Annotated in this window: 27 protein-coding genes; 16 read left to right on the top strand and 11 right to left on the bottom strand. The window is 27.6% G+C overall.

Annotation, left to right across the window (positions count from 1 at the left end):
* The 9 genes from ABJG40_RS13870 to ABJG40_RS13830 form a co-directional block, all read left to right on the top strand.
* On the top strand, positions 1 to 635 hold a 635-nt coding region (locus ABJG40_RS13870), incomplete at its 5' end, for a tetratricopeptide repeat protein (RefSeq protein ID WP_348025189.1).
* Between the two features lie 85 nt (positions 636 to 720).
* Entirely contained in the window at positions 721 to 2487 is a 1767-nt protein-coding gene (locus ABJG40_RS13865; protein ID WP_348025188.1) for a BatD family protein, read from the top strand.
* 45 nt (positions 2488 to 2532) lie between these two features.
* Positions 2533 to 3291: a tetratricopeptide repeat protein gene (locus ABJG40_RS13860; protein WP_348025187.1), complete on the top strand. Its 759-nt coding sequence runs from the start codon at positions 2533 to 2535 to the stop codon at positions 3289 to 3291.
* A gap of 64 nt (positions 3292 to 3355) precedes the next feature.
* On the top strand, positions 3356 to 3667 hold the full coding sequence (locus ABJG40_RS13855; protein WP_348025186.1) for a hypothetical protein: 312 nt from the start codon (positions 3356 to 3358) through the stop codon (positions 3665 to 3667).
* A gap of 80 nt (positions 3668 to 3747) precedes the next feature.
* Positions 3748 to 5340 (top strand): SulP family inorganic anion transporter, encoded by a 1593-nt coding sequence (locus ABJG40_RS13850; RefSeq protein WP_348025185.1) that lies wholly within the window; start codon positions 3748 to 3750, stop codon positions 5338 to 5340.
* 4 nt (positions 5341 to 5344) lie between these two features.
* Positions 5345 to 6136, top strand: a complete 792-nt coding sequence (locus ABJG40_RS13845) for a universal stress protein (protein ID WP_348025184.1) — start codon at positions 5345 to 5347, stop codon at positions 6134 to 6136.
* A gap of 10 nt (positions 6137 to 6146) precedes the next feature.
* On the top strand, positions 6147 to 6773 hold the full coding sequence (locus tag ABJG40_RS13840) for a carbonic anhydrase family protein (protein ID WP_348025183.1): 627 nt from the start codon (positions 6147 to 6149) through the stop codon (positions 6771 to 6773).
* Positions 6774 to 6879: 106 nt separating this feature from the next.
* Positions 6880 to 8742 carry a SulP family inorganic anion transporter gene (locus ABJG40_RS13835; protein ID WP_348025182.1) on the top strand — a complete coding sequence of 621 codons (1863 nt, stop codon included), beginning with the start codon at positions 6880 to 6882 and terminating at the stop codon, positions 8740 to 8742.
* A gap of 19 nt (positions 8743 to 8761) precedes the next feature.
* Positions 8762 to 9397: a carbonic anhydrase family protein gene (locus ABJG40_RS13830; RefSeq protein ID WP_348025181.1), complete on the top strand. Its 636-nt coding sequence runs from the start codon at positions 8762 to 8764 to the stop codon at positions 9395 to 9397.
* Positions 9398 to 9454: 57 nt separating this feature from the next.
* Here ABJG40_RS13830 and ABJG40_RS13825 read toward each other — a convergent pair whose 3' ends face one another.
* Complete coding sequence (locus ABJG40_RS13825) at positions 9455 to 9853, bottom strand: hypothetical protein (protein ID WP_348025180.1); 399 nt, start codon at positions 9851 to 9853, stop codon at positions 9455 to 9457.
* 37 nt (positions 9854 to 9890) lie between these two features.
* On the bottom strand, positions 9891 to 10412 hold the full coding sequence (locus tag ABJG40_RS13820; protein ID WP_348025179.1) for a CvpA family protein: 522 nt from the start codon (positions 10410 to 10412) through the stop codon (positions 9891 to 9893).
* An 83-nt stretch (positions 10413 to 10495) separates the two neighbouring features.
* Here ABJG40_RS13820 and ABJG40_RS13815 point away from each other — a divergent pair, with 83 nt between their 5' ends.
* Positions 10496 to 10849 carry a hypothetical protein gene (locus tag ABJG40_RS13815; RefSeq protein ID WP_348025178.1) on the top strand — a complete coding sequence of 118 codons (354 nt, stop codon included), beginning with the start codon at positions 10496 to 10498 and terminating at the stop codon, positions 10847 to 10849.
* A 2-nt stretch (positions 10850 to 10851) separates the two neighbouring features.
* On the opposite strand, the gene ABJG40_RS13810 is transcribed toward ABJG40_RS13815, so the two are convergent.
* Positions 10852 to 11646, bottom strand: a complete 795-nt coding sequence (locus ABJG40_RS13810; RefSeq protein WP_348025177.1) for an SDR family oxidoreductase — start codon at positions 11644 to 11646, stop codon at positions 10852 to 10854.
* Positions 11647 to 11748: 102 nt separating this feature from the next.
* On the opposite strand from ABJG40_RS13810, the gene ABJG40_RS13805 reads away from it, so the two are divergent.
* A complete protein-coding gene (locus ABJG40_RS13805; RefSeq protein WP_348025176.1) occupies positions 11749 to 13113 on the top strand; it encodes a TlpA disulfide reductase family protein in 1365 nt (454 codons plus the stop codon).
* A 1-nt stretch (position 13114) separates the two neighbouring features.
* Here the strand turns inward: ABJG40_RS13805 and ABJG40_RS13800 are convergent, their stop codons facing one another.
* A complete protein-coding gene (locus ABJG40_RS13800; RefSeq protein WP_348025175.1) occupies positions 13115 to 14017 on the bottom strand; it encodes a DMT family transporter in 903 nt (300 codons plus the stop codon).
* Positions 14018 to 14098: 81 nt separating this feature from the next.
* The gene (locus tag ABJG40_RS13795) at positions 14099 to 14455 is read right to left on the bottom strand and encodes a YraN family protein (RefSeq protein ID WP_348025174.1); all 357 of its coding nucleotides are present in this window, start codon (positions 14453 to 14455) and stop codon (positions 14099 to 14101) included.
* A gap of 47 nt (positions 14456 to 14502) precedes the next feature.
* Here ABJG40_RS13795 and ABJG40_RS13790 point away from each other — a divergent pair, with 47 nt between their 5' ends.
* Complete coding sequence (locus ABJG40_RS13790; protein WP_348025173.1) at positions 14503 to 15399, top strand: DUF1207 domain-containing protein; 897 nt, start codon at positions 14503 to 14505, stop codon at positions 15397 to 15399.
* A 1-nt stretch (position 15400) separates the two neighbouring features.
* Here the strand turns inward: ABJG40_RS13790 and ABJG40_RS13785 are convergent, their stop codons facing one another.
* The gene (locus ABJG40_RS13785; protein WP_348025172.1) at positions 15401 to 16423 is read right to left on the bottom strand and encodes an LD-carboxypeptidase; all 1023 of its coding nucleotides are present in this window, start codon (positions 16421 to 16423) and stop codon (positions 15401 to 15403) included.
* Between the two features lie 102 nt (positions 16424 to 16525).
* On the opposite strand from ABJG40_RS13785, the gene metG reads away from it, so the two are divergent.
* Complete coding sequence (gene metG, locus ABJG40_RS13780) at positions 16526 to 18580, top strand: methionine--tRNA ligase (protein WP_348025171.1); 2055 nt, start codon at positions 16526 to 16528, stop codon at positions 18578 to 18580.
* A gap of 339 nt (positions 18581 to 18919) precedes the next feature.
* Here metG and ABJG40_RS13775 read toward each other — a convergent pair whose 3' ends face one another.
* The 4 genes from ABJG40_RS13775 to ABJG40_RS13760 form a co-directional block, all read right to left on the bottom strand.
* A complete protein-coding gene (locus ABJG40_RS13775; RefSeq protein ID WP_348025170.1) occupies positions 18920 to 19564 on the bottom strand; it encodes a hypothetical protein in 645 nt (214 codons plus the stop codon).
* A gap of 91 nt (positions 19565 to 19655) precedes the next feature.
* Positions 19656 to 20498: a universal stress protein gene (locus tag ABJG40_RS13770; RefSeq protein WP_348025169.1), complete on the bottom strand. Its 843-nt coding sequence runs from the start codon at positions 20496 to 20498 to the stop codon at positions 19656 to 19658.
* A 92-nt stretch (positions 20499 to 20590) separates the two neighbouring features.
* Positions 20591 to 21640 carry a response regulator gene (locus tag ABJG40_RS13765; RefSeq protein WP_348025168.1) on the bottom strand — a complete coding sequence of 350 codons (1050 nt, stop codon included), beginning with the start codon at positions 21638 to 21640 and terminating at the stop codon, positions 20591 to 20593.
* Positions 21637 to 22878, bottom strand: a complete 1242-nt coding sequence (locus tag ABJG40_RS13760; RefSeq protein ID WP_348025167.1) for a PAS domain-containing sensor histidine kinase — start codon at positions 22876 to 22878, stop codon at positions 21637 to 21639. Before ABJG40_RS13760 ends, ABJG40_RS13765 begins: the two co-directional genes overlap by 4 nt.
* 139 nt (positions 22879 to 23017) lie before the next feature.
* Here ABJG40_RS13760 and ABJG40_RS13755 point away from each other — a divergent pair, with 139 nt between their 5' ends.
* Entirely contained in the window at positions 23018 to 23425 is a 408-nt protein-coding gene (locus ABJG40_RS13755) for a hypothetical protein (RefSeq protein ID WP_348025166.1), read from the top strand.
* A 511-nt stretch (positions 23426 to 23936) separates the two neighbouring features.
* Here the strand turns inward: ABJG40_RS13755 and ssb are convergent.
* The gene (ssb, locus tag ABJG40_RS13750; protein WP_348025165.1) at positions 23937 to 24272 is read right to left on the bottom strand and encodes a single-stranded DNA-binding protein; all 336 of its coding nucleotides are present in this window, start codon (positions 24270 to 24272) and stop codon (positions 23937 to 23939) included.
* A gap of 169 nt (positions 24273 to 24441) precedes the next feature.
* Between ssb and ABJG40_RS13745 the strand changes: the two genes are divergently transcribed.
* Positions 24442 to 24990 carry an HNH endonuclease gene (locus ABJG40_RS13745; protein WP_348025164.1) on the top strand — a complete coding sequence of 183 codons (549 nt, stop codon included), beginning with the start codon at positions 24442 to 24444 and terminating at the stop codon, positions 24988 to 24990.
* An 11-nt stretch (positions 24991 to 25001) separates the two neighbouring features.
* Positions 25002 to 25352 (top strand): hypothetical protein, encoded by a 351-nt coding sequence (locus ABJG40_RS13740; protein WP_348025163.1) that lies wholly within the window; start codon positions 25002 to 25004, stop codon positions 25350 to 25352.
* Positions 25353 to 25501 lie beyond the last annotated feature (149 nt).

The raw sequence follows: 25501 nt of genomic DNA, 5'->3' as shown, positions 1-25501 counted from the left end.
TAGGAAAGAATACAAAATACGATAAAGCTTCTTATAACTTAGGAAATGCTTTATATCAAAACAAAAACTATAAAGAGGCAATTCCGCAATACGAATTAACCGCAGAAACTGCAAAAGATAAATTTACAAAAGCAGAAGCTTATCATAATATTGGTAATGCAATGATGGAGCAAAAACAATATCAACCAGCAGTAGATGCTTATAAAAACTCGTTAAGAAATAATCCTAATGATGATGAAACTCGTTATAATTTAGCTGTCGCTCAAAAATTATTAGAAAAAGAAAAGCAAGATAACAAAGGAAAAGACGACAAAAAGAAGGATAATAAAAATAACAAGAATAAAGACGATAAGAACAAAGACAAAAAGAAGGATAAGAACAAAGGGGAAGATAACAAAGGAAAAGACGACAAGAAGAAAGATGGTGATGGAGACAAAGACAAGAATAAAAAGAAAGACCCAAATAAAGAGAATAATAAAGAAAAACAAAAACCTAAACCTCAGCAAGGTAAAATGACTCCTCAACAAATTAAACAATTGTTAGAAAGTTTAAATAATGAAGAGAAAAAGACCCAAAAGAAAATGAATGCTAAAAAGGCAAAAGGTAAAAAAGTAAAACAAGAAAAAGATTGGTAATTGTTGTATAAAAGTTTAATCGTTTATTTGTTTAACAGTTAAACGATTCAACAATTAAACGAATTACATATTTTTAATAGATAAAATGATTTTAAAATTTCGTATCCTTTTTTTAATAACGTTATTTACTTTGGCAGGATATGCTCAAGAAGCTAGTTTAGTGGCAAAAGTGAGTAAAAATAAGTTGGGTGTAAACCAACGTTTAAGAATTGAATTTTCTATTAACAAACAAGGTGGAGACGACTTTTCTCCTCCTAATTTCACAAATTTTAAAGTAGTTGGTGGTCCAAGTCAATCTGTAAGTCAATCTTGGATAAATGGTAAAGTAAGTTTTTCTCAAGCGTATACTTATATCATTCAACCCAAAAAGAAAGGAGAATTAACCATTGGTGCCGCAAGTATTAAAATTGGAGGAAAATCGATAAAATCTAAACCCATAAAAATTATAGTTTTAGATGCTGTAGAAATTCCAAAAAACCCTAATGATCCGAATTATGTTGCACAACAAAATATTCATTTGGTTGCAGAAGTTTCTAAATCTAAGCCTTATGTGGGTGAAGGAATTTATGTTGAATACAGACTATATGTAAGTGGGAATGTGAATGTTTACGATTATGGAGTTTCTGAAGCGCCAAAATATAATGGGTTTTGGCATCAAGATATAAAAATTAATGGACAATCTCCAGTAAAAATGGGAAAGTACAATGGCGAAGATTATAAATATGTTGTCATGCAGAAAGCTTTACTGGTGCCAACTAAAACAGGAAAACTAACGATTGACCCCATGAAAATGGAAGTTGTAATTGGAGTTCCTACAGGAAGGTCAGATTTTTTTGGAAATGTAATTACTAGAAATGTAAAAAAAGAATTTGCTTCAGCAAAGAAAATTATAAGTCCTAGAAGTCTTCCTTTAGAAGGAAAACCTGCAAACTTTAATGGTGCAGTTGGTGATTTTAAATTTGATGTTTCTCTTAGCAAAGAGGTATTAAAAGCAAATGAAAGTTCTCAAATAAAAGTTGCTGTTTCTGGTAAAGGAAATCTTAAATTATTTGAATTGCCAGAAGTTACAACTCCTGTAGAGTTAGAAAAATATCAACCAGAAAGAAAAGAAAGTGTTCGTGTTAGAGCAAGTGGTATTTCTGGTTCTGTATCAGACTTATATACAGTAGTTCCACAATATAAAGGGAAGTACAAAATACCAAATGTTTCATTTTCATATTTTAATCCGTCAGAAAAAAAATATCATACAATTACAACAGATGATTTTTACGTTGATGTGTTAGAAGGTAAAGAACTAAAACCTATTGTAGATAATAATTCGATTCTAAAACAAACAGTCATTTCTACAGGTAAAAACTTTAGATATATACAAACTCAAAGTTCTTTTAAAGCTATAAACACTTATGATTTCTTTAAGTCTAATTTATTTTATACCCTATTATTATTGCCATTAATTGCAATTCCAATTGGTGTTTTTGTAGCAAAAAAGAACCAAGAAAGAAATAATGATATTGTTGGTAACAAATTAAGAAAGGCAAATAAATTAGCTAAAAAATATCTTTCAGAAGCTCAAAAACAACTAGGTGAAAAAGAAGCTTTTTATGAAGCTTTAGAACGTGCTTTACATAATTACTTAAAAGCAAAATTGGGCATTGAAACTGCAGATATTAGTAAAGAAAAAATTACTGAAATTTTAGAAAATAAAAAAGTAGAAACAACAACAATTCATCAATTTATTGAAGTTCTAAAACATTCTGATATGGCTCGTTATTCTCTAATTACAACAACAGAAATGGAAGCAGAATTTGAAAGAGCAAAACAAGTTATTGTTCAATTAGACAAACAATTATAAAAATGACCCTTAAAAAGGGATTAAGTAAAATTATTTACTCAAAAAATGAAAAAAATCTTATTTTTATTATTGATAGTTACCAACTTAGTTACTGCACAAAATGTAGATAGCTTATTTGTATCTGCAAATAACTTTTACAAAGAAGGTAAATTTAAAGAAGCTATAGTAAATTATAAAAAGGTAGAATCTCAAGACTTAGTATCTTCAGAATTATACTATAATTTAGCAAACTCATACTACAAACTTAATAAAGTAGGACCTTCTATCTATTATTACGAAAAAGCTTTAAAATTAAATCCGTTAAATGATGATGTAAAAAACAATCTGGTTTTTGCAAAACGTTTAGCATTAGATAATATTGAAGAATTACCACAAACTGTTTTACAAAAATTTAATACAAACTATTTGCAAAAACTATCTTACAATCAATGGGCAATTGTAGTTATAACCTTTGCTTTTTTAGGTAGTTTACTTTTTTTGTTTTTCTATTTTGCAGAAGTTCCATCTAAAAAACGTTTCTACTTTGTAACTAGTATCATTAGTTTTTTCATTTTAATTACTTCATTATTTATTACTTATAATCAATACAATTATTCTAAAAATAATATAGAAGCAATTGTTTTTGCAGAAGAAACTGAGGTTAGAAATGCCCCAACACTAAACTCTGAAGAAGTTTTTACTCTACATGAAGGTACTAAAGTTATTGTGTTAGATGCAGTAGATAATTGGAAAAAAATTAAAATTGCTGATGGTAAATTAGGTTGGATAATTGCCAATGAAATAAAACTGTTAAACAATTTTTAATTTTAATTTAACAACTATTTTAAAAAGCTTTCTTATTTTCGCAAGAATTAATAAAAATTATTCATTGAGAGTTAGAATTGCATTTTTTTTTACTTTATTATTTTCTGTATTATTAATTACTCCTACAGTAATTAGTTTTATTGATAATAATCAAGACATTGCATATCTAATTGAGATTAATGAAGAAGAAGACAGCAAAGGTAAAGAAGGAAAAGAATCTGCTAACGATTTAGAAATTAAAATTCATCCAACAGAAAATTCTAGCGCTTTTGTGTTAAATGGAATTCAAAAAAGAAAAAATGTACGTTTTTTATCTAAAAACTACACTTCACAATATCCAAATATTACTACACCTCCACCCAAATTTTTGTCATAAAATATCATTAATTAAGACAAAATCATTCATTTTTTAAATTACAAACATCTCTAAAAAATTAGAGATAAAAACTTTTATATATGTTTAAATATATTAAAAACGATTTACCTGCAAGTATAGTAGTGTTTTTCGTAGCATTACCTCTATGTTTAGGTATTGCTTTAGCAAGTGGTGCGCCTCTTTTTTCTGGTTTAATTTCAGGAATTATTGGTGGTACAATAGTAGGTTCTTTAAGTGGCTCTAAAATTGGAGTTAGTGGACCAGCAGCAGGTTTAGCTGCAATAGTTTTAACAGCAATTGGTACATTAGGTGGTTATGAAAACTTTTTAGTTGCAGTTGTTTTAGGAGGTGTAATTCAATTAATATTTGGTTTTTTAAAAGCAGGTGTTATTGGATATTATTTTCCTTCTTCTGTTATTAAAGGTATGTTAACAGGTATTGGAATTATAATTATATTAAAACAAATACCTCATTTTTTTGGATATGATGCAGACCCAGAAGGAGATTTTGCTTTTTTTCAAGTAGATGGAGAAAATACTTTTTCAGAAATTTTTAAATCGCTAAATAACATAAGTTTAGGTTCTACAATAATTGGTTTTATTGGCTTAGGGATCTTAATACTTTGGAGTAATGTTTTATCTAAAAAAGGGAAAATTTTTAACTTAATTCAAGGGCCGCTTGTAGCAGTTGTTTGTGGTATTATCTATTTTATAATAACAGGTTCAGAATCAAAATTTGGTATTAGTACTTCACATTTAGTAAGTGTTCCTGTACCAGATAATTTAGATTCTTTTTTAGGGCAGTTTAGCTTTCCTAACTTTAGTGCAATAACAAATTCAGAAGTTTGGGTTATAGCATTTACAATTGCTTTAGTGGCAAGTTTAGAAACTTTATTATGTGTAGAAGCTACAGATAAATTAGATCCTCATAAAAACGTAACACCAACAAATAGAGAGTTATTAGCACAAGGTACAGGTAATATTCTTTCTGGATTAGTAGGAGGGTTACCAATTACACAAGTAATTGTAAGAAGTTCTGCAAATATTCAATCTGGAGGAAGAACAAAAATGTCTGCTATAATTCATGGTTTATTTTTATTGATTTCAGTAATTTTAATTCCTAATTTATTAAATAAAATTCCACTTTCAGTTTTAGCTGCCATTTTATTAATTGTTGGGTATAAATTAGCAAAACCTGCACTTTTTAAACAAATGTATAAACTAGGATGGAAACAATTTGTTCCCTTTACTGTAACCGTAGTTGGTATTGTTTTTACTGATTTGTTAGTTGGTATTGGTTTAGGACTTGGTGTGGGTATTATTGTAATACTTTTAAAGAGTTACCAAAATTCACATTTTCTTCATATTGAAGATAAAAGTAATGGAAAACATAAAATTAAAATGACACTTGCAGAAGAAGTAACTTTCTTTAATAAAGGAGCCATTTTAAAAGAATTAGATAGCTTACCTATAGACACTTATTTAGAAATTGATTTAATTAAAACAAGGTATTTAGATAACGATATTATTGAAATTCTTGAAGACTTTTTATTTAAAGCAAAAGAACGAAACATTGATATCAAATTAGTCTCTAAGCGTGGTATTGTAGAAAACCCTGCTAGTTTTATTCACTTCTTTAATGAAAGACCTAAATCTGATTTAAGTTTAAGTTAAAACCATGAAGAAATTAAAAAAACAGAAAATTCTTGTTCTTTCAGATTTAAATGAAACTACAAGCAACACTATAAAAAGCAGCGTAAGTTTAGCTAAAATAGTAGATGGAAATATTGACTTTTTCTACGTAAAAAAACCTACAGAAGTAGTAGAAAAAGAGAGTCAGTTATCTGCAATGAGAACTATAAATAAAGAGTATTTATCAATTGATAAAAAAATTAAAACTATAATAAATCCTATTTCTAATAATTACAATGTTGTCATAAATCACAATTTTGCCATCGGAAATTTAAAAAACGAAATAGATCAATTTATAGATAAAAATAAGCCAGATATTATTGTATTAGGCAAAAGAAAAACAAAAGTCTTAAACTTTATAGGTGATAATATTACACCGTTTATTCTTAAAAAACATAAAGGAACTATTGTAATTTCTGATGAAAATAATCCTTTAGAACCTAATAAAGATCTTTCTTTAGGTGTTTTTAATTATACAAAATCAAAAAATACTGTTTCAGAGAATATTTTAAACTCATCTCAAAAGCCGCTAACATCTTTTAAAATTTCTGATAATTCTAATAATTTAAAAGAAGAAACAATTTTAAAAGACAGCAAAATAGTTGAATACATTTTTGAAAAAGGAGATAATGTAATTAAAAATATTTCCAATTATTTATCAAAAAGTGATATCAATTTACTTTTTGTAAATAGAGAAAATCACAATTCAACATCAAAAAAACAAAATATAAAAAATGTAATTAATAACATTAATTGCTCACTTATTTTAACAGCATAAACAAAATATTATGAAAGCACATACTAAAGAAACTCAAGCTACAATGACGCCTCAAAAAGCGTTAGATTTTTTACAAGAAGGAAATGTAAGATTTCAAAATAATCTAAAAGCGAATAGAAATCTTTTAGAACAAGTTAACGACACAAGTGATGGTCAATTCCCATTTGCAACTATCTTAAGTTGTATAGACTCAAGAGTGTCTGCAGAATTAGTTTTTGACCAAGGATTAGGTGATATTTTTAGTGTAAGAATTGCAGGTAACTTTGTAAATGAAGATATTTTAGGAAGCATGGAGTTTGCTTGTAAATTAGCTGGTACAAAAGTAATTGTAGTTTTAGGTCATACAGCTTGTGGTGCTATAAAAGGTGCTTGTGATGATGCTAAACTTGGTAATTTAACCGCTTTAATTAATAAAATAAAACCCGCAGTAGAAGCAGTTACTGAACCATCAGAATCTAATTTAAGAAATTCTAGTAATATAGATTTTGTAAATAAAGTTTCAGATAAAAATGTTCATATGACAATTGATAATATTAGAAATGAAAGCCCTGTTTTAAAAGAAATGGAAGATGAAGGAGTAATAAAAATAGTTGGAGCGATGTATAATATTAAAGATGGTTCTGTTACTTTTTATTAAGTTATCTTTTTTTTTAAAAAATTAAAAAGCCAATCTTTAAAAGGATTGGCTTTTTAAATAATTAGTGTTAAATTGTACAATTATCACTTAAGACTTTTAAAAATTTATGAAAAAATTATTCTCAAACATAAAAGGTGATGCCTTTGGAGGAATAACTGCTGGTATAGTTGCCTTACCACTTGCTTTAGCCTTTGGAGTTTCTTCTGGTTTAGGACCAGCAGCTGGACTTTATGGAGCTATTTTTATTAGTTTCTTTGCTGCTCTTTTTGGAGGAACGAGTACACAAATTTCTGGACCAACAGCACCTATGACAGCTGTAAGTATGGTTGTAATTGCTGGTATAATAGCTGCAAATGATGGTGATGTTGCTAAAGCATTGCCCTCTATTTTAATTGTATTTTTATTAGCTGGTTTGTTTCAAATTGGACTTGGAATTATGGGGCTTGGAAAATATATTAGATATATTCCTTATCCTGTAGTATCTGGTTTTATGACGGCAATTGGTGTTATTATACTATTAACCCAAGTTTTACCTTCTTTAGGATATTACCCAAAAGAAGATGTAGAATTTGTAACTCAATTTAAAGCCCATGCAGAAGAAGTTATTCTAGAAAATATATTAAAAGAAGCAGCAGGAGAAGGAATTCTGGTTTTAGAAAACTTTAAAGAAACTATTTCAAGAGCAGAACTAATTACTCCTACAGCTATTAATAAAGAAGCACAAACACTTGCTGCAAAAGAAGCTTCTGGTGCATTAGGAGCAATAAAATCTTTTCCTAGAGCTTTACAAAATATTAATTGGTTAGAGCTTTTATTAGCTCTTGGAACTATAATTATTATTTACGGTTTTAAAAAAATTACAACCAAAGTACCAAGTACTTTAGTAGCATTAATTGTAGTATCTGGTATTGCAGTTATTTTTAATTTAGATTATAGAACAATACAAGAAATTCCTGGTGTTATACCTTCAATTAAATGGGAAGTATTTACAAGTTTTTCTTTAAGTAGTATTACACCATACATATTTTCTGCATTAACCTTAGCACTTTTAGGAGCAATTGACTCTCTTTTAACAAGTGTAGTTGCAGATAATATGACTAAAACAAAACACAAACCTAATAAAGAATTAATTGGGCAAGGAATTGGAAATAGTATTGCTGCTTTATTTGGAGGAATTCCTGGAGCAGGTGCTACTATTAGAACTGTAGTAAATATAAATGCTGGTGGTAAAACAAAGCTTTCTGGTATGATTGCTGGTATCATGTTATTAATTATTATGTTGGGTTTAGGTCCAGTAGCTTCTAAAATTCCTGCTGCAGTTTTGGCTGGTATATTAATTACTGTTGGTATTGGTGTAATGGATTATAAAGGTTTAAAAGCAATACCAAGTTTACCAAAAGACATACAATTTGGATCCTTTAAATTAAGTTCAGAAGTATTAATTATGTTAATTGTTTTATTTCTTTCTACTTTTTGGAATTTAGTATATGCTGTAGGTATAGGAATGGTAATTGCATCATTAATGTTTATGAAAAAAATTGGAGACTTAACAGCAGAACGTTCTGATGTAAAAACATTAAAAGAAGAAGCTTGGGATGATGAAACTGGGTTTCCAGAAAATTTAAAAGAAGAAGTATTTATTAAGCACATTAAAGGACCTTTATTTTTTGGTTCTACAAGTGATTTTCAGGCATTATATCTTCAAATTCCAGAAACTGCTAAAACTGTTATTTTACGTTTAGGCAGAATGCAATACATGGATCAATCTGGGTTATACGCTATGGAAGATATGTTACTAGACTTAAGAAAAAAAAATATAGAAGTTTTATTTGTTGATCTTTTAGATCAACCAAGATATATGATGGAAAGAATAGATATCATTCCAGATTTTATCCCAGAAGAACATATATATAATACATTTAATGCATGTGTAAATTGGGTAAAACAAAACGTAAAAGATAAAAATTAACCTTAAAAAACACGTTAAAATGCCACACAGAAATAAAGCAATATCTAAAGAAGTTCAAGATAAATTAACACCTTTAAAAGTATTACAAGATTTTATTGAAGGTAATGCACGTTTTATAAGAGATGAAGTACACACAATAGATCATAAAGCATTAATCTCTCAAACTACAGAAGGGCAACACCCTAAAGCAATTGTTCTTTCTTGTATAGACTCTAGAGTTCCTGTAGAATTAATTTTTGACCAAACAATTGGAGACATTTTTGTAGCAAGAGTTGCTGGTAATTTCGAGAATACAGATATCTTAGGTAGTATGGAATACTCTTGTAAAGTTGCAGGAAGTAAACTGGTACTAGTTCTTGGACATGAAAGTTGTGGAGCTATTAAAGCTGCTTGTGACCATGTAGAATTAGGAAACATAACTTCTTTATTAGATAACATTCAACCAGCTGTTAAGCTTTCTGAAAGTCAAATAAAAGGAAAACATAATTCTACCAACAGCGAATTTGTAAATAAAACAATTGAAAACAATGTTAGTTTAACTATAAAAAGAATTAGAGAAAAGAGTGCTATTCTTAAAGAAATGGAAGATAATGAAGAAATAAAAATAGTTGGTGGTGTATACCACATCAGTAGCGGAAAAGTAGAATTACTATAATAAGATTCATTAACTACAACAAAAAACCCAAGACTTATTTTAATCTTGGGTTTTTTATTATAAATTAAATTTTTCTCTTTTGGTTTTGGTTAATCTTCCTTCCCAAGATTTACCACCTAAAGTGGCTTTATAATACACTTTTTTTCCTCTTACTCTATTTACCTTAATATGCATTTTAGTGCCCATCTTAAATGGAAAATTTGGCAATGTAGATTCCTTTATTGTTAAATAATACTCACAATCATTTACCCATTCTATATCAGATTTTATAAAATGTTCTTGATCATTATGGTATTCTATATATTTATTTTCACTAAAAACTACAACAACATTTTTCTTAGAGTTTTTGTAAGTAAAAACATTCCCTTTTAAAATTCCACAATCTTTATTAGAAGAAGTGAAAGACATTAACATTGTTATGCTAATTAACATTAATAGTTTGTAAATTTTTTTCATCTTATGTTTTTTATACTTGCAATTTAAATATTGCAACTTAAATTTTAATATTATCTAACAAGGTTTTTTCCTGTTTTTCTTCTTTAATAATAGAGGGAAAAATTGTAGGAGCTATCTTTTTTACAGGACTATATAAAACAGATTTTTCTAAGGTTTCCTTTTCTACAAAAGGTATTGTATCATTCATCTTACTAAAAAAAATAAAAACAACACTTAAAATTAATCCTATTTTTAAAGCTCCAAATACACCTCCTAAAATTTTATTTAAAATTCCTAAAGCTGCAAAATCAGCAATTTTTGTTAACACCTTTCCAAGGAGAGCAATTACTACAATTATTATAACAAAAGTAACTGCAAAAGATGCTAACGAAATATATTCTGGTTTCCAAGATACATATTCTTTTAGAAAATCGGAAACAAAATATGAAAAATGAATTGCTCCATACACCCCACCCACTAAAGCTACTAAAGAAGCAACCTCTACAAACAAGCCTTTCATAACTCCTTTTACAAAACCAAACAACAATAATGCTGCTATAATAATATCAAAAATATTCATTAAAATAATTTTGTCAAACCTACATATTTTTTTGTCAATTTAAAAATGTCAATTGTATCTTTGCTACTTTATAAACAAGTAACATGCCAAAAATAATTACCTTAAAAGAAAAATGGAATTTACTAATTAGCAAATTAACCAATCAATTTGCTGATGGAGATGAATTAAATATTGATGGGGTAATCTATTTAGTGGGTGTTCAAGAATTAGGGCAAGGTCATAGAGATTTTAAAAAAGACGAAAAAATGAACCTTATGCATATTGCTATTTGCAAGTTATTAGAACCTTATGGCTACTATGAATTCAGTTTTTTTGATGATGATGGTTGGCCACATTATAATACACTTACAGAATTACCAAACTTAAAACCAGGAGAGCAAACTGTTTTAATGAAAGAAGCTATTGTTACTTATTTTGAAACATTGTTTTATATTTAAAATTAAGTAACACTTAATTTTCTAATCATTTTAGAGAGTAATTTAGGAAAAAATCGTTTTGTTAAAACTCCCAACTTTTCTTTTGCGCCAGCAATATTAACTTCTTGCTTTTGCTTGTTAATTACTTTAACCATTAATTTTGCAAAATAATCTGGATCAATTCCGTTTTTTGTAGCAGTATCCATTTTTTCTTGTGGAGTTCCATTACCTGTTAATGCATTTTTAGAAACATTTGTATTTACAAAACCTGGGCAAACTATAGTTACAGTAATATTATCTTTAAAATGTTCTGCTCTTAAACTATCAAAAAAACCATGCAAAGCATGTTTACTTGCTGCATAAGAAGAACGTAAAGGTGTACCAATTTTACCAACAATACTTGTGGTAACCACAAACTGTCCGTTTTTATTATGAATAAAATGTGGTAAAATTGCTTTTGTTAATGCTACAGTTCCTAAATAATTAATATCCATAATGCGTTTATCAACAGAAATTTGAGTGTCTTTAACCAAAGAACGCTGACTAATACCTCCATTATTTACCAAAATATCTACTTTACCAAAACAAGCAATAGCTTTATCAACCTTTGGTTGTAAACTTGTAAAATCTTCTAAATCTAATGTAATAATTTTTACTTGAGATGGGTTTTTACAAGCAGCTTTTACCAATTCTAAACTTTCTTTTTTTCTTGATGATAAAATTAACCTAGCTTCCTGTTTAGAAAGCTCTATTGCTAAAGCTTTGCCTATACCTGAAGAAGCACCTGTAATCCAAACAACTTTATGCTTAAAACTCATTTCTTTGATTTTTTGTTACAATATACTTTATTTACAACAGAAATAGTATTTTTGGTACACTTCTTGAAAATATGTTAGAAGAACAAAAATCTATTTTAAAAAATGAAAAAAATACTCGTTTTAATATTCTTAATATCTTCATTTGCACATGCACAATATACTATTAACGGAACCATGTCTCCTACAATAGAAAGTGATTGGATTATTTTATATAAAGTTGAAGGAGCAAGGCAAAAATTTGTTCAGAATACAAAAATTAGAGTAGATTCTGTTGAGATTCAAGGCAAAAAACAAGCTTTAGGAATTTTTACTTTTACATTACCAAAAGATTCAAAAGTTGGTTCTTACAGAGCAACTTACAAATTAGAAGGCGCTGGTTTTGTAGATTTTATTTTTAATAAAGAAGATGTTAGTTTTGGTTTTCATCCAGATTATCCAGAACAATCTGTAACTTTTACAACCTCTAAAGAAAACATATTTTATAAAAAATATTTAGATGATATTGCTACAGCGCAACAAAGCTTAGACTCTATACAAGTTGCTGCACTACAAAACCCAGGTTTAGATTTAAAAGCTCCTTATAAGGCAGCCTTTTCTAATGTAAATTCTATTCAAAAAAAGTACTTAAGCGCTGCAGAAAATATGTATGTTAAACCATTTGTAGAAGCATCTTTTAGAAATAGTCCTTCAGAAATTATAAACTCACCGCAAAAGTACATGTCTAATATGGTTTATACTTTTTTTGATAGAATGGATTTTAATAACAAAACGCTTTTAAATTCTTCTTTTTTAGTTGATAGAATTACAGATTACGTTTTTTACATTAATTATTCTGAAGATAAAGATACTCAACAAAAATTATACAAAGAGTCTATAATTAAAGTGCTCTCTAAAATTAAAAATGCCCCTTTTAAGAAAGATATAATAGAATTTTTGATTAGTCAGTTTGAAACAACAATGAACTTAGATTTAATTGATTATTTGTTCGAAAATCATTATAATAAATTACCTGAAAGTTTACAAAATAAGAAATTTAGAGATGAAAAACAGCAACTTTTTGCTGCTGAAGTAGGTAGAATTGCACCCGATTTTTCTTGGCAAGAGAATGGTAAAAATTTATCGCTTTCTAAATTAAATGATGCAGAAAATTATTTGCTGATTTTTTGGAGTACAGGTTGCTCTCACTGTATTCGAGAAATACCTCAAATTCATAAATATTTAAAAGACAATAAAAAGGTAAAAGTGATTGCTTTTTCTCTTGAAAAAAATGATTTCTCATGGAAAAATTACAAGAAAACATTACCAAATTGGCACCATGTTTTGGGTTTAAATAAATGGGAAAATAAAACTGCAAGAACTTACAACATAATGTCTACACCTGCTTATTTTATATTAGATTCAAATAAAAAAATTATAGCAAAACCAGATCATTTAAATAATGTAAAAGAGTTTATTAATAAGCTTTAAATTATTTTTCTTTTGCTTTTTTTAAAGAAGTAATTACAATACCAATAATAACCAATAAAGCTCCAAAAAACTGTAATAGAGTTAAGTGTTCTTCTAAAAAGAAAGATGCTAAAACTATGGTAGATATTGGTCCGATACCAGCTACAATTGCAAAATTAGAAGAATTTATAATTTTTATAGAAGCACTCACTAAAAAAGACGGTATTACAGTAGCAAAAATTGCAATTAAAAAACCTAAACCATAAACTTGCCAAGGTAAATTAAATAAATCTGCTTTACCAATAATACTAAAGTGTACAAACACACAAAAGCAAGAAACTAACATTGCATAAGCTGTAAATTTAACTACTCCAAATTTTGGAATTAACCAACCACTACCAACTAAATAAGAAGCATAAGTAACAGCACTTAAGAGTATAAAAAAACCTCCTAAATAAACATTGTTTCCAGAAATATCTACCTCATCAGAAAAAGCAATTACAATTCCTAAATAAGATAAAAAGATAGCAATAGCTTGAATTTTAGTAATAGGTTGTTTAAAAAATAATTTATTTAAAAGAATTACAATTGTTGGATACACAAATAAAATTATACGTTCTAAACTTGCTTTTATATAAGATAAACCAACAAAATCGAAATAACTAGCTAAATAGTAACCAACCAAACCAAAAACAACCACCCAAGTATAATCTTTTTTGGTAATTTTAATCTCTTGTTTTTTATTTCGATATAAATATGCAATAACCACATAAAAAGGAAAAGAAAATAGCATTCTTAATAACAACATGGTAATTGCATCTACATTATACTTGTATGCAATTTTTACCATAACTGCTTTAGAAGAAAAAAGAACAATACCTAAAATCCCTAAAAAAATACCAAGCCAAAAGTTTTTTACTTTCATAAAACTAAAGTAAACTTTCGTTCTATTCTAAAACTATAAATAAGATATTAATTACGATGTTCAGTGTAAAATTAAGACATCTTAGAAATATAAAAAAGCATCTTTTAAATGTTCTATTTTTATCTTCTTTTGATGAATAATAGCAATGATATCAAAACGAACTTCTACATCTAAGTCTTTTTCTACTACATAATGATCAATAGCCGATATTAAAAGTTTTATTTTCTTAGGATTTACAAAATCTTGTGGATTACCAAAAAAGTCTGTACTTCTTGTTTTAACCTCAACAACTGCTAAAACACCTCCTTTTTGGGCAATAATATCAACCTCAGCTTTTAAATAACGATAGTTTTTTTCAAGAATTTTATAACCTTTATCAATTAAAAAATCGATTGCTAATTCTTCACCTAATTTTCCTAATTCATTATGATCTGCCATTGCATCAAATTACAAATTATTAATTACTTTTATTCAAAATTAAAGAAATGAATTTTTTCAAAAATCAGTTACTTTTTTTAGTACTATTTTTCTCATTTTTAATCAGTTTTGGACAAAATAATTCTACTGATTTCGAACCTTTTTTGAGTCAAGGTAAAAGAAGTTTTCCTTTTTTATTATTTAGCCCAACAAACAATAGTAGTGCTTTTAAAGCAAGTCCTTTAACAGCGGAAAGCACAAGTGGTTTTCAATTTAATTCATATAAAGTTTTGGTAAATTTAAAAGCGAATGTTTTTAAGAAAATTTATACAAAAAATAATTATCAATTAGCCATTAGCGGACATATAGACAATCAGTTTGTGTTTAAAAAAGAAACTTCTAATCGTTTTAATGGAGTTACACATTCGCTTTTTAATACGGATTACTTTATCTATTTACACAACGATTTTGTATTAAATAACAATCAGTTTTTACGTGTAAATCTATTTCACAGATCTTCTCATTTAGGTGATGATTATCTTTTAAAAAATGATATTTCTAGAGCTACAAATCCAGATTATTGGGCAGAAGACCCTGCAAACTATGAAACTTTAGAAGTCTTATATGCTTATAATAAAACCAAAATAGGTTTGTATGCAGGTATTTCTTACATCGTAAGAACAGATAGTAATCGTAAAAAATTAGCTTTTCAAACAGGTGGAGTTTTTAAAAACTTCGAAACTAAAAACGATTTTTTAAATAGACTTTTTATTGGATATGATGTTCGTCTTTTAGAAAATAACGATTATAATTTCAATTTTAATGGCGGTGTTGGTTATGCATTTAAAAACAACAATAGTTTACGTTTAGAATATTACAATGGTTATTTACCTTATAGTAGATTAGAAAACGAAGTAAAAACTAGTTGGATTTCTTTGGCTTTTTATTATAATTTAGAGTTGTAAGTTATTCTGTAAAAACTACAGAACTTTCCTTTTTTCCAATTTTCAGTTTTACTTTTCTCCCAAAAATTAATGCTCTATTATCTGCATTATGTCCTGCAGGAAAATCAAACAAAACAGGAAAATCATACTCTTTTACAACATCTAAAACCAGCTCTTCAATAGTATATCCCCAATTGGTAGAATTCTTTTTGATTTTAGAAATATCACCAATAATGACTCCTGCACAATTATTAAAATAACCTGCTCTTTTTAAACTCTGTAACATTCTATCAATGGCATATTTATATTCGCCAATTTCTTCAATAAAAATAATTTTTCCTTTGGTGTTTGTCTGACTTTTAGAACCCAACATAGAAGCTAACAAAGCAAGGTTTCCTCCTACAATTTGTCCTTCTACTTTTCCTTTTCTATTGTATTTAGAAGAAGGAATATTATATTTTAATTGCTTTCCAAAAATTGCTTTTTGAAAGCTATCTAACGTTTCTATAGTTTCTTCTGGCTTATCATCTACACTTGTACCCATCATTGCATGCATGGTTTCTACACCTAAATTATGAATATGGCTATGGAAAGCAGTAATATCTGAATAGCCAATCACCCATTTTGGATTTTTTAAAAACGTAGTATAATCTAACTTATCTAAAACTCTTACAGAACCATAACCTCCACGTCCAGACCAAATTGCTTTAATATTTGCATTGTCTAAAGCTTCTTGAAAATCTGCTGTTCTTTCATCATCAGTACCTGCAAAATGACTGTTTTTATTAAAAATATGTTTTCCTAATTTTACTTTTAAACCCCAACTTTCTGCTAATTCTTTAGCTTTAAGCATTGTTTCTTGTCTGTGTTTTAAAATTCCTGCAGGCGCAAGAATTACAATGGAATCTCCAGTTTTTAAATATGGAGGTGTAATCAATTTAGAAGTTTTTACTTGAATTGAATCTACTTTAGTTTGCCCAATAGCTTTACAGTTCATCATTAATAATGATAAAAACAGTAAACCAAAAATTTTCTTAGTACTCATAAAACATGTTTTTGTAAATGTATCAAAATTCAATGGTTTTTAAAACTCCCTTTTTCGTACTTTTGCACTTCAAAAATCAGTCCAAAAAAATACGAGAAACTCATGAGTGCTCCAAAAAGATATACAATTACAGCAGCTTTACCTTATACAAATGGTCCAATTCATATTGGTCATTTAGCAGGCGTTTACGTTCCGGCAGATATTTATGCGCGTTATTTACGTTTAACAGGTAATGATGTTGCTTACATTTCTGGTTCTGATGAACATGGTGCTGCCATACCAATGAGAGCAAAAAAAGAAGGAGTTTCTCCTCAAGTAATTATCGATAAATATCATGGAATTATTAAAAAGTCTTTTCAAGATTTTGGAATATCTTTTGATAATTACTCAAGAACTTCAGCAGAAATTCATCATAAAACTGCATCAGAATTCTTTACAAAAATGTACAATGATGGTGAGTTTGTAGAAGAAGTTTCTGCGCAATTGTATGATGAAGAAGCAAATCAGTTTTTAGCAGACCGTTTTGTTGTAGGAACTTGCCCTAAATGTGGCTTTGAAGAAAGTTACGGAGATCAATGTGAAAACTGTGGAACTTCTCATAACGCAACAGATTTAATCAACCCAAAATCTGCAATTACAGGAAATGTACCAACTATAAAAGAAACAAAACACTGGTTTTTACCTTTAGATAAACATGAAGCTTTTTTACGCGAATGGATTTTAGAAGGTCATAAAAAAGACTGGAAACCAAATGTTTACGGACAAGTAAAAAGTTGGGTAGATGATGGTTTAAGACCAAGAGCTGTAACTAGAGATTTAGATTGGGGAATTCCTGTTCCTTTAAAAGATGCAGAAGGAAAAGTTTTATATGTTTGGTTTGATGCACCTATTGGATATATTTCATCAACCAAAGAATGGGCAGCAAGAGAAGGAAAAAACTGGGAAGATTATTGGAAAAAAGAGGACACCAAAATGGTTCATTTTATAGGAAAAGACAATATTGTTTTTCACTGTATTATTTTTCCTGCGATGTTAAAAGCACATGGCGATTATATTTTACCTGATAATGTACCTGCAAATGAGTTTTTAAATTTAGAAGGAAATAAATTATCGACTTCTAAAAATTGGGCAGTTTGGTTGCATGAATATTTAGAAGAATTTCCAGATCAGCAAGATGTTTTACGTTATACATTAACTGCAAACGCGCCAGAAAGTAAAGACAACGATTTTACTTGGAAAGATTTTCAGACAAAAAACAATAGTGAATTGGTTGCCATTTTTGGTAACTTTATTAATAGAGTTGTTGTTTTAACTAACAAATATTACCAAGGCATTATTCCTACTCCAAATGATTTTACAGATGTAGATGAAGATGTTTTAGCTGCTGTAAAAGAGTTCCCTAATATTATTGGTAAATCTATAGAAAGATATAGATTTAGAGAAGCTAGCCAAGAATTAATGAATTTAGCAAGACTTGGTAATAAGTATTTAGCAGATGAAGAACCTTGGAAAGTTATAAAAATTGATGCAGAACGTGTACAAACAATTATGTATGTTGCCTTGCAAATTTCTGCAGCATTAGCAATTGTTTCTGAACCCTTCTTACCTTTTACATCAACCAAATTAAAAGGAATTTTAAATCTTGATGAGACTCTAACTTGGGAAAATGTAACTGAAAAAGATATTTTAATTCCTGAAAATCATCAAATTAATAAAGCTGAATTATTATTTTCTAAAATAGAAGACAAAACAATTGAATTTCAATTAGAAAAGTTAGCAGCTACAAAAATTGCAAACGAGCAAGAAAACAAAGTTCTAGAACCTCAAAAAGAAACCATAGAGTTTGATGACTTCACAAAACTAGACATTAGAATAGGAACTATTTTAGAAGCAGAAAAAGTTGCTAAAACTAAAAAACTTTTAAAATTAAAAGTTGATGTTGGTATAGATACAAGAACCATTGTTTCTGGTATTGCAGAAAGCTTTTCTCCAGAAGATATTATTGGTCAGCAAGTTTCTGTTTTGGTAAACTTAGCCCCAAGAAAAATTAGAGGTGTAGAAAGCCAAGGAATGATTTTAATGACTGATACACCTGATGGTAAATTAGCTTTTATAGAACCAACAAAAGAAGTTAAAAACGGACAACAAGTGAGTTAAAACCTTATTGGTCCCATACAATTATAAGGCAAAAAAAGTGAATGGTACGTTTTCGATATCACTTTATCTGCTAATGAAAAAGCATTGTTAACATCTCTATCTTCTCTTCTAGCATTTAACTTTTTACTGTCTAGAATTTTATCATGATCTTGGGTTGATTCATTCTAATTTGGTATCTGTTACCTAAAACTGTAGAAAGTGCTTTTTTGCCTTTTAAAGCTGCCCAAGTATTTGGCGCTAAAACAACTACTTTGTCTGTTTCTGATAATTTGAATGTCTAATTATTTTTTCTAGATTTTACAAAATTTCTAACTTTGTCTCCTAGGGTTATTATACCAGTTATTTTTTTACTAGTTTTTTGTGAAGTAAGTTTTCTTCTTCTAGAGCAAATACTAACAAATTTACATAGTCTTCTACAGTTTCTTGTATTGAAGATGGATCAATAATATTTATAGACCCTTTCCATATTAATTCTCTTTCTTTAATTGGGCAAATACAATATAAAGAAGTTTCTGCATTGTAAATATTAAATTTTTTGTAGTAATCTGAGTTGTAAAAAATTTCTTGATGAAAATAGTAATCATCTCTAAACTTAACATTTAAATAATCTTTGTCTTTAAAGGTTTTTGTGTAAACTATTTTATTTTCTATTCCTTTTATTTTGGTAAATAAAATGGCATCAAAATAATTAGTTGCCAATATTTTTTCTACATTTCTTAATTCTACTATAGATTTTTGTTCTGTAGTAAATGTTGGTTCAAAGATTTCTAAACTCATAACAGCTTCTATACCTCTAGAAACATATTCTTCTTTCATTTTATTTTCGAATTGTTTTCTTGCTTCTAGATTAGAAGACATACCAACAATTAATACTTTAGAAACAGAAAGAGAGTCTGTTTTTGGGTTTTTCCATTGATCTACAAGCTCTGTTGTACTGCAATTAAATAGAAAAACAAACGATAATAAAAAAAGTAGCTTTTTCATTGTAAGTAGGTTTCATATAACTTTTTTGAAGTTACTACTTAAACTTAAATAATTAAATGATAAATATCAGATTAAACTAAAAGGTTCTTTTTTATTCGTGCAGTACTAAAAAAGGAATATCTGTATGATAGCTAATTTGTTCAACTTTATTATGAAATAATATTTGTTGAAAATAATTTAGGTTTTTTGCTACCATTGTAATTAAATTTATGTTTCTAGTTTTTACAAAACATTGTACAGCATCTTCTACTTTTTTATTGGTTAAAAAATGCAAACTATACTTATAATGATAAAGATAATCTTCTAATAATTCTTTATTTGTTTTCTGTTGAGTATTTAATGAAGACGTTTTTTTACAAATATTTAATACCCTTAATGAAGCGCTATTTCTATCTAAAATTTCTGCTAATGGCTGTAGCATTTGTAAACCTCTAGATAAAGAAAAATCTGTTGGAAAAGCAACTTCATTTATTTCTTTAAATTTTGCATTTTCTGGTACTACTAAAGTTGTACATTTTACTTTTGTAATAACATCTCCTGTATTGCTTCCTATAATATACTTACTTAATCCGCTAGCACCTTTTGTTCCCATAACAATAACATCTACTTTTTTTTCTTCTACGTGTTGTCTTATAGATTCTAAAAAAAAGTTGTTTTCTGTTAACGTATAAAATTTATGTTTTCTACTGTTAGGAAATTTTTTTGCTATTCTATTTAGAATTAGCTTTAATTGAGTTTTGGCTTGCTCTATTTTATTATCTGCAACAATTGTATGCTCATTTGTATATAGGTAATCTTCTTTTACAAATGTATTTAACCTATTAACATGTAAAAGATAAAAACTACACGTATAATCTTTATAAAAATCTAATGCATACTCAATGGCATTCCAAGAATTGTCTGAAAAATCTGTTGGTAATAAAATAGTTTTCATTAAAAATTCACCTTTGTAAAAAAGCCAAATTTATTGTTACGTTTCATCTTAAAAAATGATATTGGTCATACTTACATATAACCAACTCATTATCAACATATTTCTTGTAGTTTATTTATATCTATAATTCTTATTGTTCTTCCTTCAATCTCAATAATACCTTGTTTTTTAAAGTTAGACATGGTTCTAATTAAAGTTTCTGTTGCAATACCAGCTACACTTGCTAAATCATTTCTAGAGATTCTTATCTGTTCTTCTGGTTTTCTGTTTAATTTTTCTGCAAACTTTAATATAGTATTTGCCGTTTTTTTACTAACAGAACTATAAGCCATTTGTAAAAGTTGATCTTTTACTAGGGCTAAATCTCCTGTTAACAATTCTATTAATTCTAATGTAACTTTATGATTTTTATTTAAAACATCTGTTAACGCTTTCTTAGAAAGACCCACTAGTTCTGTTTTTTGTATTGCAGTAGCAGATTCTTGATAAGCTAAATTTTGAGTAAAAGAAGTATATCCAAATAAATCGTCTTCTTTATATAAAGCAGTAGTAAGATGTTTTCCTTGCTCATCTAATTTATGGCATTTTATAAGACCTTTAATTATTAAATAAATATAATTAGAGTTATTACCTTCTTGGTAAATAATAGCGTCTTTAGCAAAATGAAAAGTTTCTCCATTGTCATCAAAATAATTTTTTAAATCATTAAGACTTCTCATTTCTTCATTTTCTTCTTCTACAACTATTTTTTCTTCTCTTCTATCTTTAAGTATTGCAGCTTTTGCTATTCTACTTTCTATTGCACTTATTAATTCGTCTTCAGAAAATGGTTTTGTTATATAATCGTCTGCACCTAAATCCATCCCTTTTCTAACATCTTTTCTTTCTGTTTTTGCAGATAAAAAAATAAAAGGTATATGTTTTGTTAGTTCGTTATTTGTTAAAGCTTCTAACACACCATAACCATCTAATTTTGGCATCATAATATCGCAAACAATAATATCTGGCAAAATTTCTTTAGCTACTTTTACACCAATAACCCCATTTGCTGCATTTACAACTTGGTAATTAGATAATTCTAAAAGTTCTGTAGTATTTTCTCTTAATACTGCATCGTCTTCAATTAATAATATTTTTTTCATTTTGCTTTATTAATAATTTTCATTTTAAAAGTAGAACCAACATTTTCTTCACTTTTAAAAGTTATATTACCTCCTAAACTTTCTATATGGGTTTTAATAATATTTAAACCAATACCTGTGCCTTGGGTTAATAGTGCATTTTCTGCTCTAAAATAACGATTAAAAATATTTTTTTGATCAGCTTCTGGAATTCCAATTCCATTATCTTTTATTTTAAATGTAGTAAAATTTTTGTCTTGTTTTACTTCTATATTAATTTGAGAGTTTTCTGGAGAATATTTTATTGCATTATTTACAAGATTAGATAAAGCTAACTCAATTATTTTTTCGTCTTGAGTTAATGATAATTCTCCTATATCTTCTGGATAATTAATTCTTTGACCTACTTTTAAAAGCATGTTAGCGTTGTAAATTACCTCATCTACAACCTTTGTAACTTTAAAGGTATGAAATTTATAATGTATTTTTCCTGTCTCTAATTTTTCTATAGATAAAAAATCATTTAAAATATTATTTAAATAATGTATTTTACTTGTTATCGTTGCTAAATGTTTATCTCTTTTTTCTTGTTGCTCAGTTAATTTATATTTACCCAATAACATTGTAGAGGTTAAAATTCCGCTTAAAGGAGTTTTAAATTCATGAGAAACTAAAGATAAAAATTTTGTTTTAAGTTCATTTAACTCTTTTTCCTTTTTTAGAGCGTCTTTAATTTTATTTTCGGCTTCGATTCTTTTTTGGTTTTCTTCATCTAATTCAATGTTTACAACTTTTAATTCGTTAACCGTTTTTCTTAATTCTTTTGTTCTTTCTTCAACCTTTCTTTCTAGCTCTTCATTTAACTTATAAATCTCTTGTTCTTGTTGTTTTCTTACAGTAATATCTATAACTAAGGCCATAACAAATGTTTTGCCATATATTTCAAATGGATTTAAACCTGCTTCTAAAGGAAAAATATCGCCATTTTTTCTAGCTCCATATAAATCCCTTCCATTACCCATCTGTCTTTTCTCTTTCTGTTTCATAAAACCATTAAAATGGGCTCCATGACCAGCATGATAATTACGAGGAATTAATACGCTAAGTGACTGGTTTAAAAGCTCTCCATGGTTATAGCCAAACATTTTTTCTACAGAGGTATTTACAGATACAATTTTCTGTTTATCATCAACAACAACAACACCTTCTGAAACGGCTTCAAAAAGTACGTTAAAAATATCTTGCTCTTTATTTAGCATTATAGCTATAAATTATTGGGTTAAAAAAGTGACTAAAAATAACACTTTTTGTTGAAGCACTAGGATTAAAAAATGATTAATGTCATAATTTTATTAATTCTAATAATATAACTTTACTCACATTCATAAATCATTTATTATGAAACATTCACAAAATACAATTATTTCTTTTTACGAAAACTTGGGTAAATTATTTTATGCAATTGCTGCTGCTGATAATGTTGTAGAAGAAGTTGAGTTTAATGTTTTAAAAGAAACTGTAAAAAATAAATGGACAAAAATTGATCCTGTAGATGATGATTTTCATTCTGATGCTGCTTATCAAATTGAAACGGTGTTTGATTGGTTAAATTGCGAAGGTTTTTCTGACTCTAAAACATGTTACAACGAATTTATAGATTTTAAAAACGAACACCCATCTTTGTTTACACAAAATATAAAAAACTTAATTATACAAACTTCTGCTAAAATTGCTGCATCTGTTACAGATATTAATAAATCTGAATTAATGTTAGTTGCAAAACTTAGTTTAGCGCTTAAAAAATAAAATAAATATAAAAAAATTAGTATTCTATGTATGCATAATTTCATGATCTAAACAACAAGAAAAAATATTTCCAAAATATAGAAATATAACTGAATCTGTTTATACCACAGTTACAATTTAACCAGAAAGTTTGTGCTGCTGCTGTTGGTATTCTTGAAAAAATTTAGTTAAAGAAAATTACCAAGGTAAAGCAGTTGTTTTAAAAGGAATTATTGCTGCAGAAATTAAGTTTTATAACGATTCTATAAATTTTATAAGACAAGAAAATCTTTGGAAACAAAAAATTGGTTCTAAGATTGAATATGATTCTAAAAAGTTAAGCTATCAACTTTGTTTAAATAATTTAAAACTACTTAAAAAACAATTATTTTAGAACAGAAAATCAACTTAAAACAGCCTTAAATAAAACAGAAAACAATTACAAATCTTCTTTAATAAATACTGAAGTTTTTACTGTAAAAAAAGAGAAAGTAGCTATGTAAACTTTCTCTTTTTTAAATGAAATAATGGATTATTTTCCTCCCAACATCAAAATTTCACTAACAACAACTTCTGTAATATATCTTTTTTCACCTTCTTTGGTTTCATAACTTCTAGAGGTTAGTTTACCTTCTATAGCAACCTCATTTCCTTTTTCTAAATATCTATCTATAATTTCTGCGGTTTTATTCCATGCAACAACATTATGCCACTGTGTATCTTTTACTTTTTCTCCCTGGGCGTTTTTATAGCTGTCATTAGTTGCAATCGAAAATTTTACTAATTTTTTACCACTATCTAAAGTGATGATTTCTGGATTATTTCCTAAATTTCCAATTAATTGTACTTTGTTTCTTAACGTACTCATAAGATAAGGTTTTAAATTATTATTATTTTGTCAATTCGTTTTGACACTGCAAAATTGCGATATAAAGTAAATTTTATTCGGTTATAAAGTAATTACTTTCGGTTGTAATTACTTGTAGTCGTTTGTAAACGGTTTTTTTGTATATTTCCAAAATGAAAACTTAATAGATATGAAATCGTACAGAAATGAACAATGGAAGCTATTTGAAAAAGAAAATTATAATGTTGAAAAAGAAAAAATTTACATCTCAAATTACGGAAGAGTAAAAAAAGAAATTTCAGAAAATGAATACAAACTTGTTAAAATAGGGCAAATAAATAATTTCGAAACTTTTACTTATCCTAAAAAAGAGAGTAAAAGAAGAAATAGTGCTTATGTACATAGAGTTGTTGCAACGCTGTTTTTAAAAAAAGATGAAAACCAAAAATTTGTAATACACATCAACCATGATTTAAAAGATAATTATTACAAAAATTTAAAATGGGTAAACCAAAAAGAATTAACGGCTCATCAAATAACAAACCCTAAAAGAATTGCAAAATTTGGTATTAAACCAGGTGCAAAATTAACAGAAGGAAAAGTTAGAATTATAAAAAAGAAATTGTTAGATCCTAACAGAAGAACCAGATTAAGAATTATTGCAAGTCAATTTGGTATTACAACCACACAATTAGATAGAATAAAATCTGGAGAAAATTGGGGAGAAATTAAAGTCTAAAAAATATTGCTATGGAAAGCAGGAAATGTTTAGAATGTAATGAAATTGTAAAAGGAAGAATAGATAAAAAATTCTGTTCAGATTATTGCAGAAATGCTTACAATAACCGTGTAAACAAAGACTGTAAAAACCTAATCAGAAATATTAATAATCGTCTTAGAAAAAATTATAAAATACTAACAGAATTAAACTTCTCTGGAAAAACAAAAGTGACAAGAACCAAATTATACGATAAAGGTTTCGACTTTCAGTTTTTTACATCTATCTATAAAACAAAAACAGGAAACACCTATTTTTATATCTATGATGAAGGTTATTTACCTTTAGAAAACGAAACTTTTTTATTAATTAAAAGAGATTGATAAATGATTTTAATAACAGATTACAGTTCTTATTTAATACCAGTTAGTTTTGTTATAATCGTTATTATAGTTGTTGGGTTAACTTATTATTTTAGTACAAAACAAAAAATTATAAGAACACTATCTAAACTACCAATTAAACAAATTGG

Origin of the sequence: Polaribacter sp. (genome assembly GCF_039939415.1) — a bacterium.
GTDB lineage: Bacteria > Bacteroidota > Bacteroidia > Flavobacteriales > Flavobacteriaceae > Polaribacter.
This window is presented reverse-complemented; position numbering and strand designations above follow the sequence as displayed.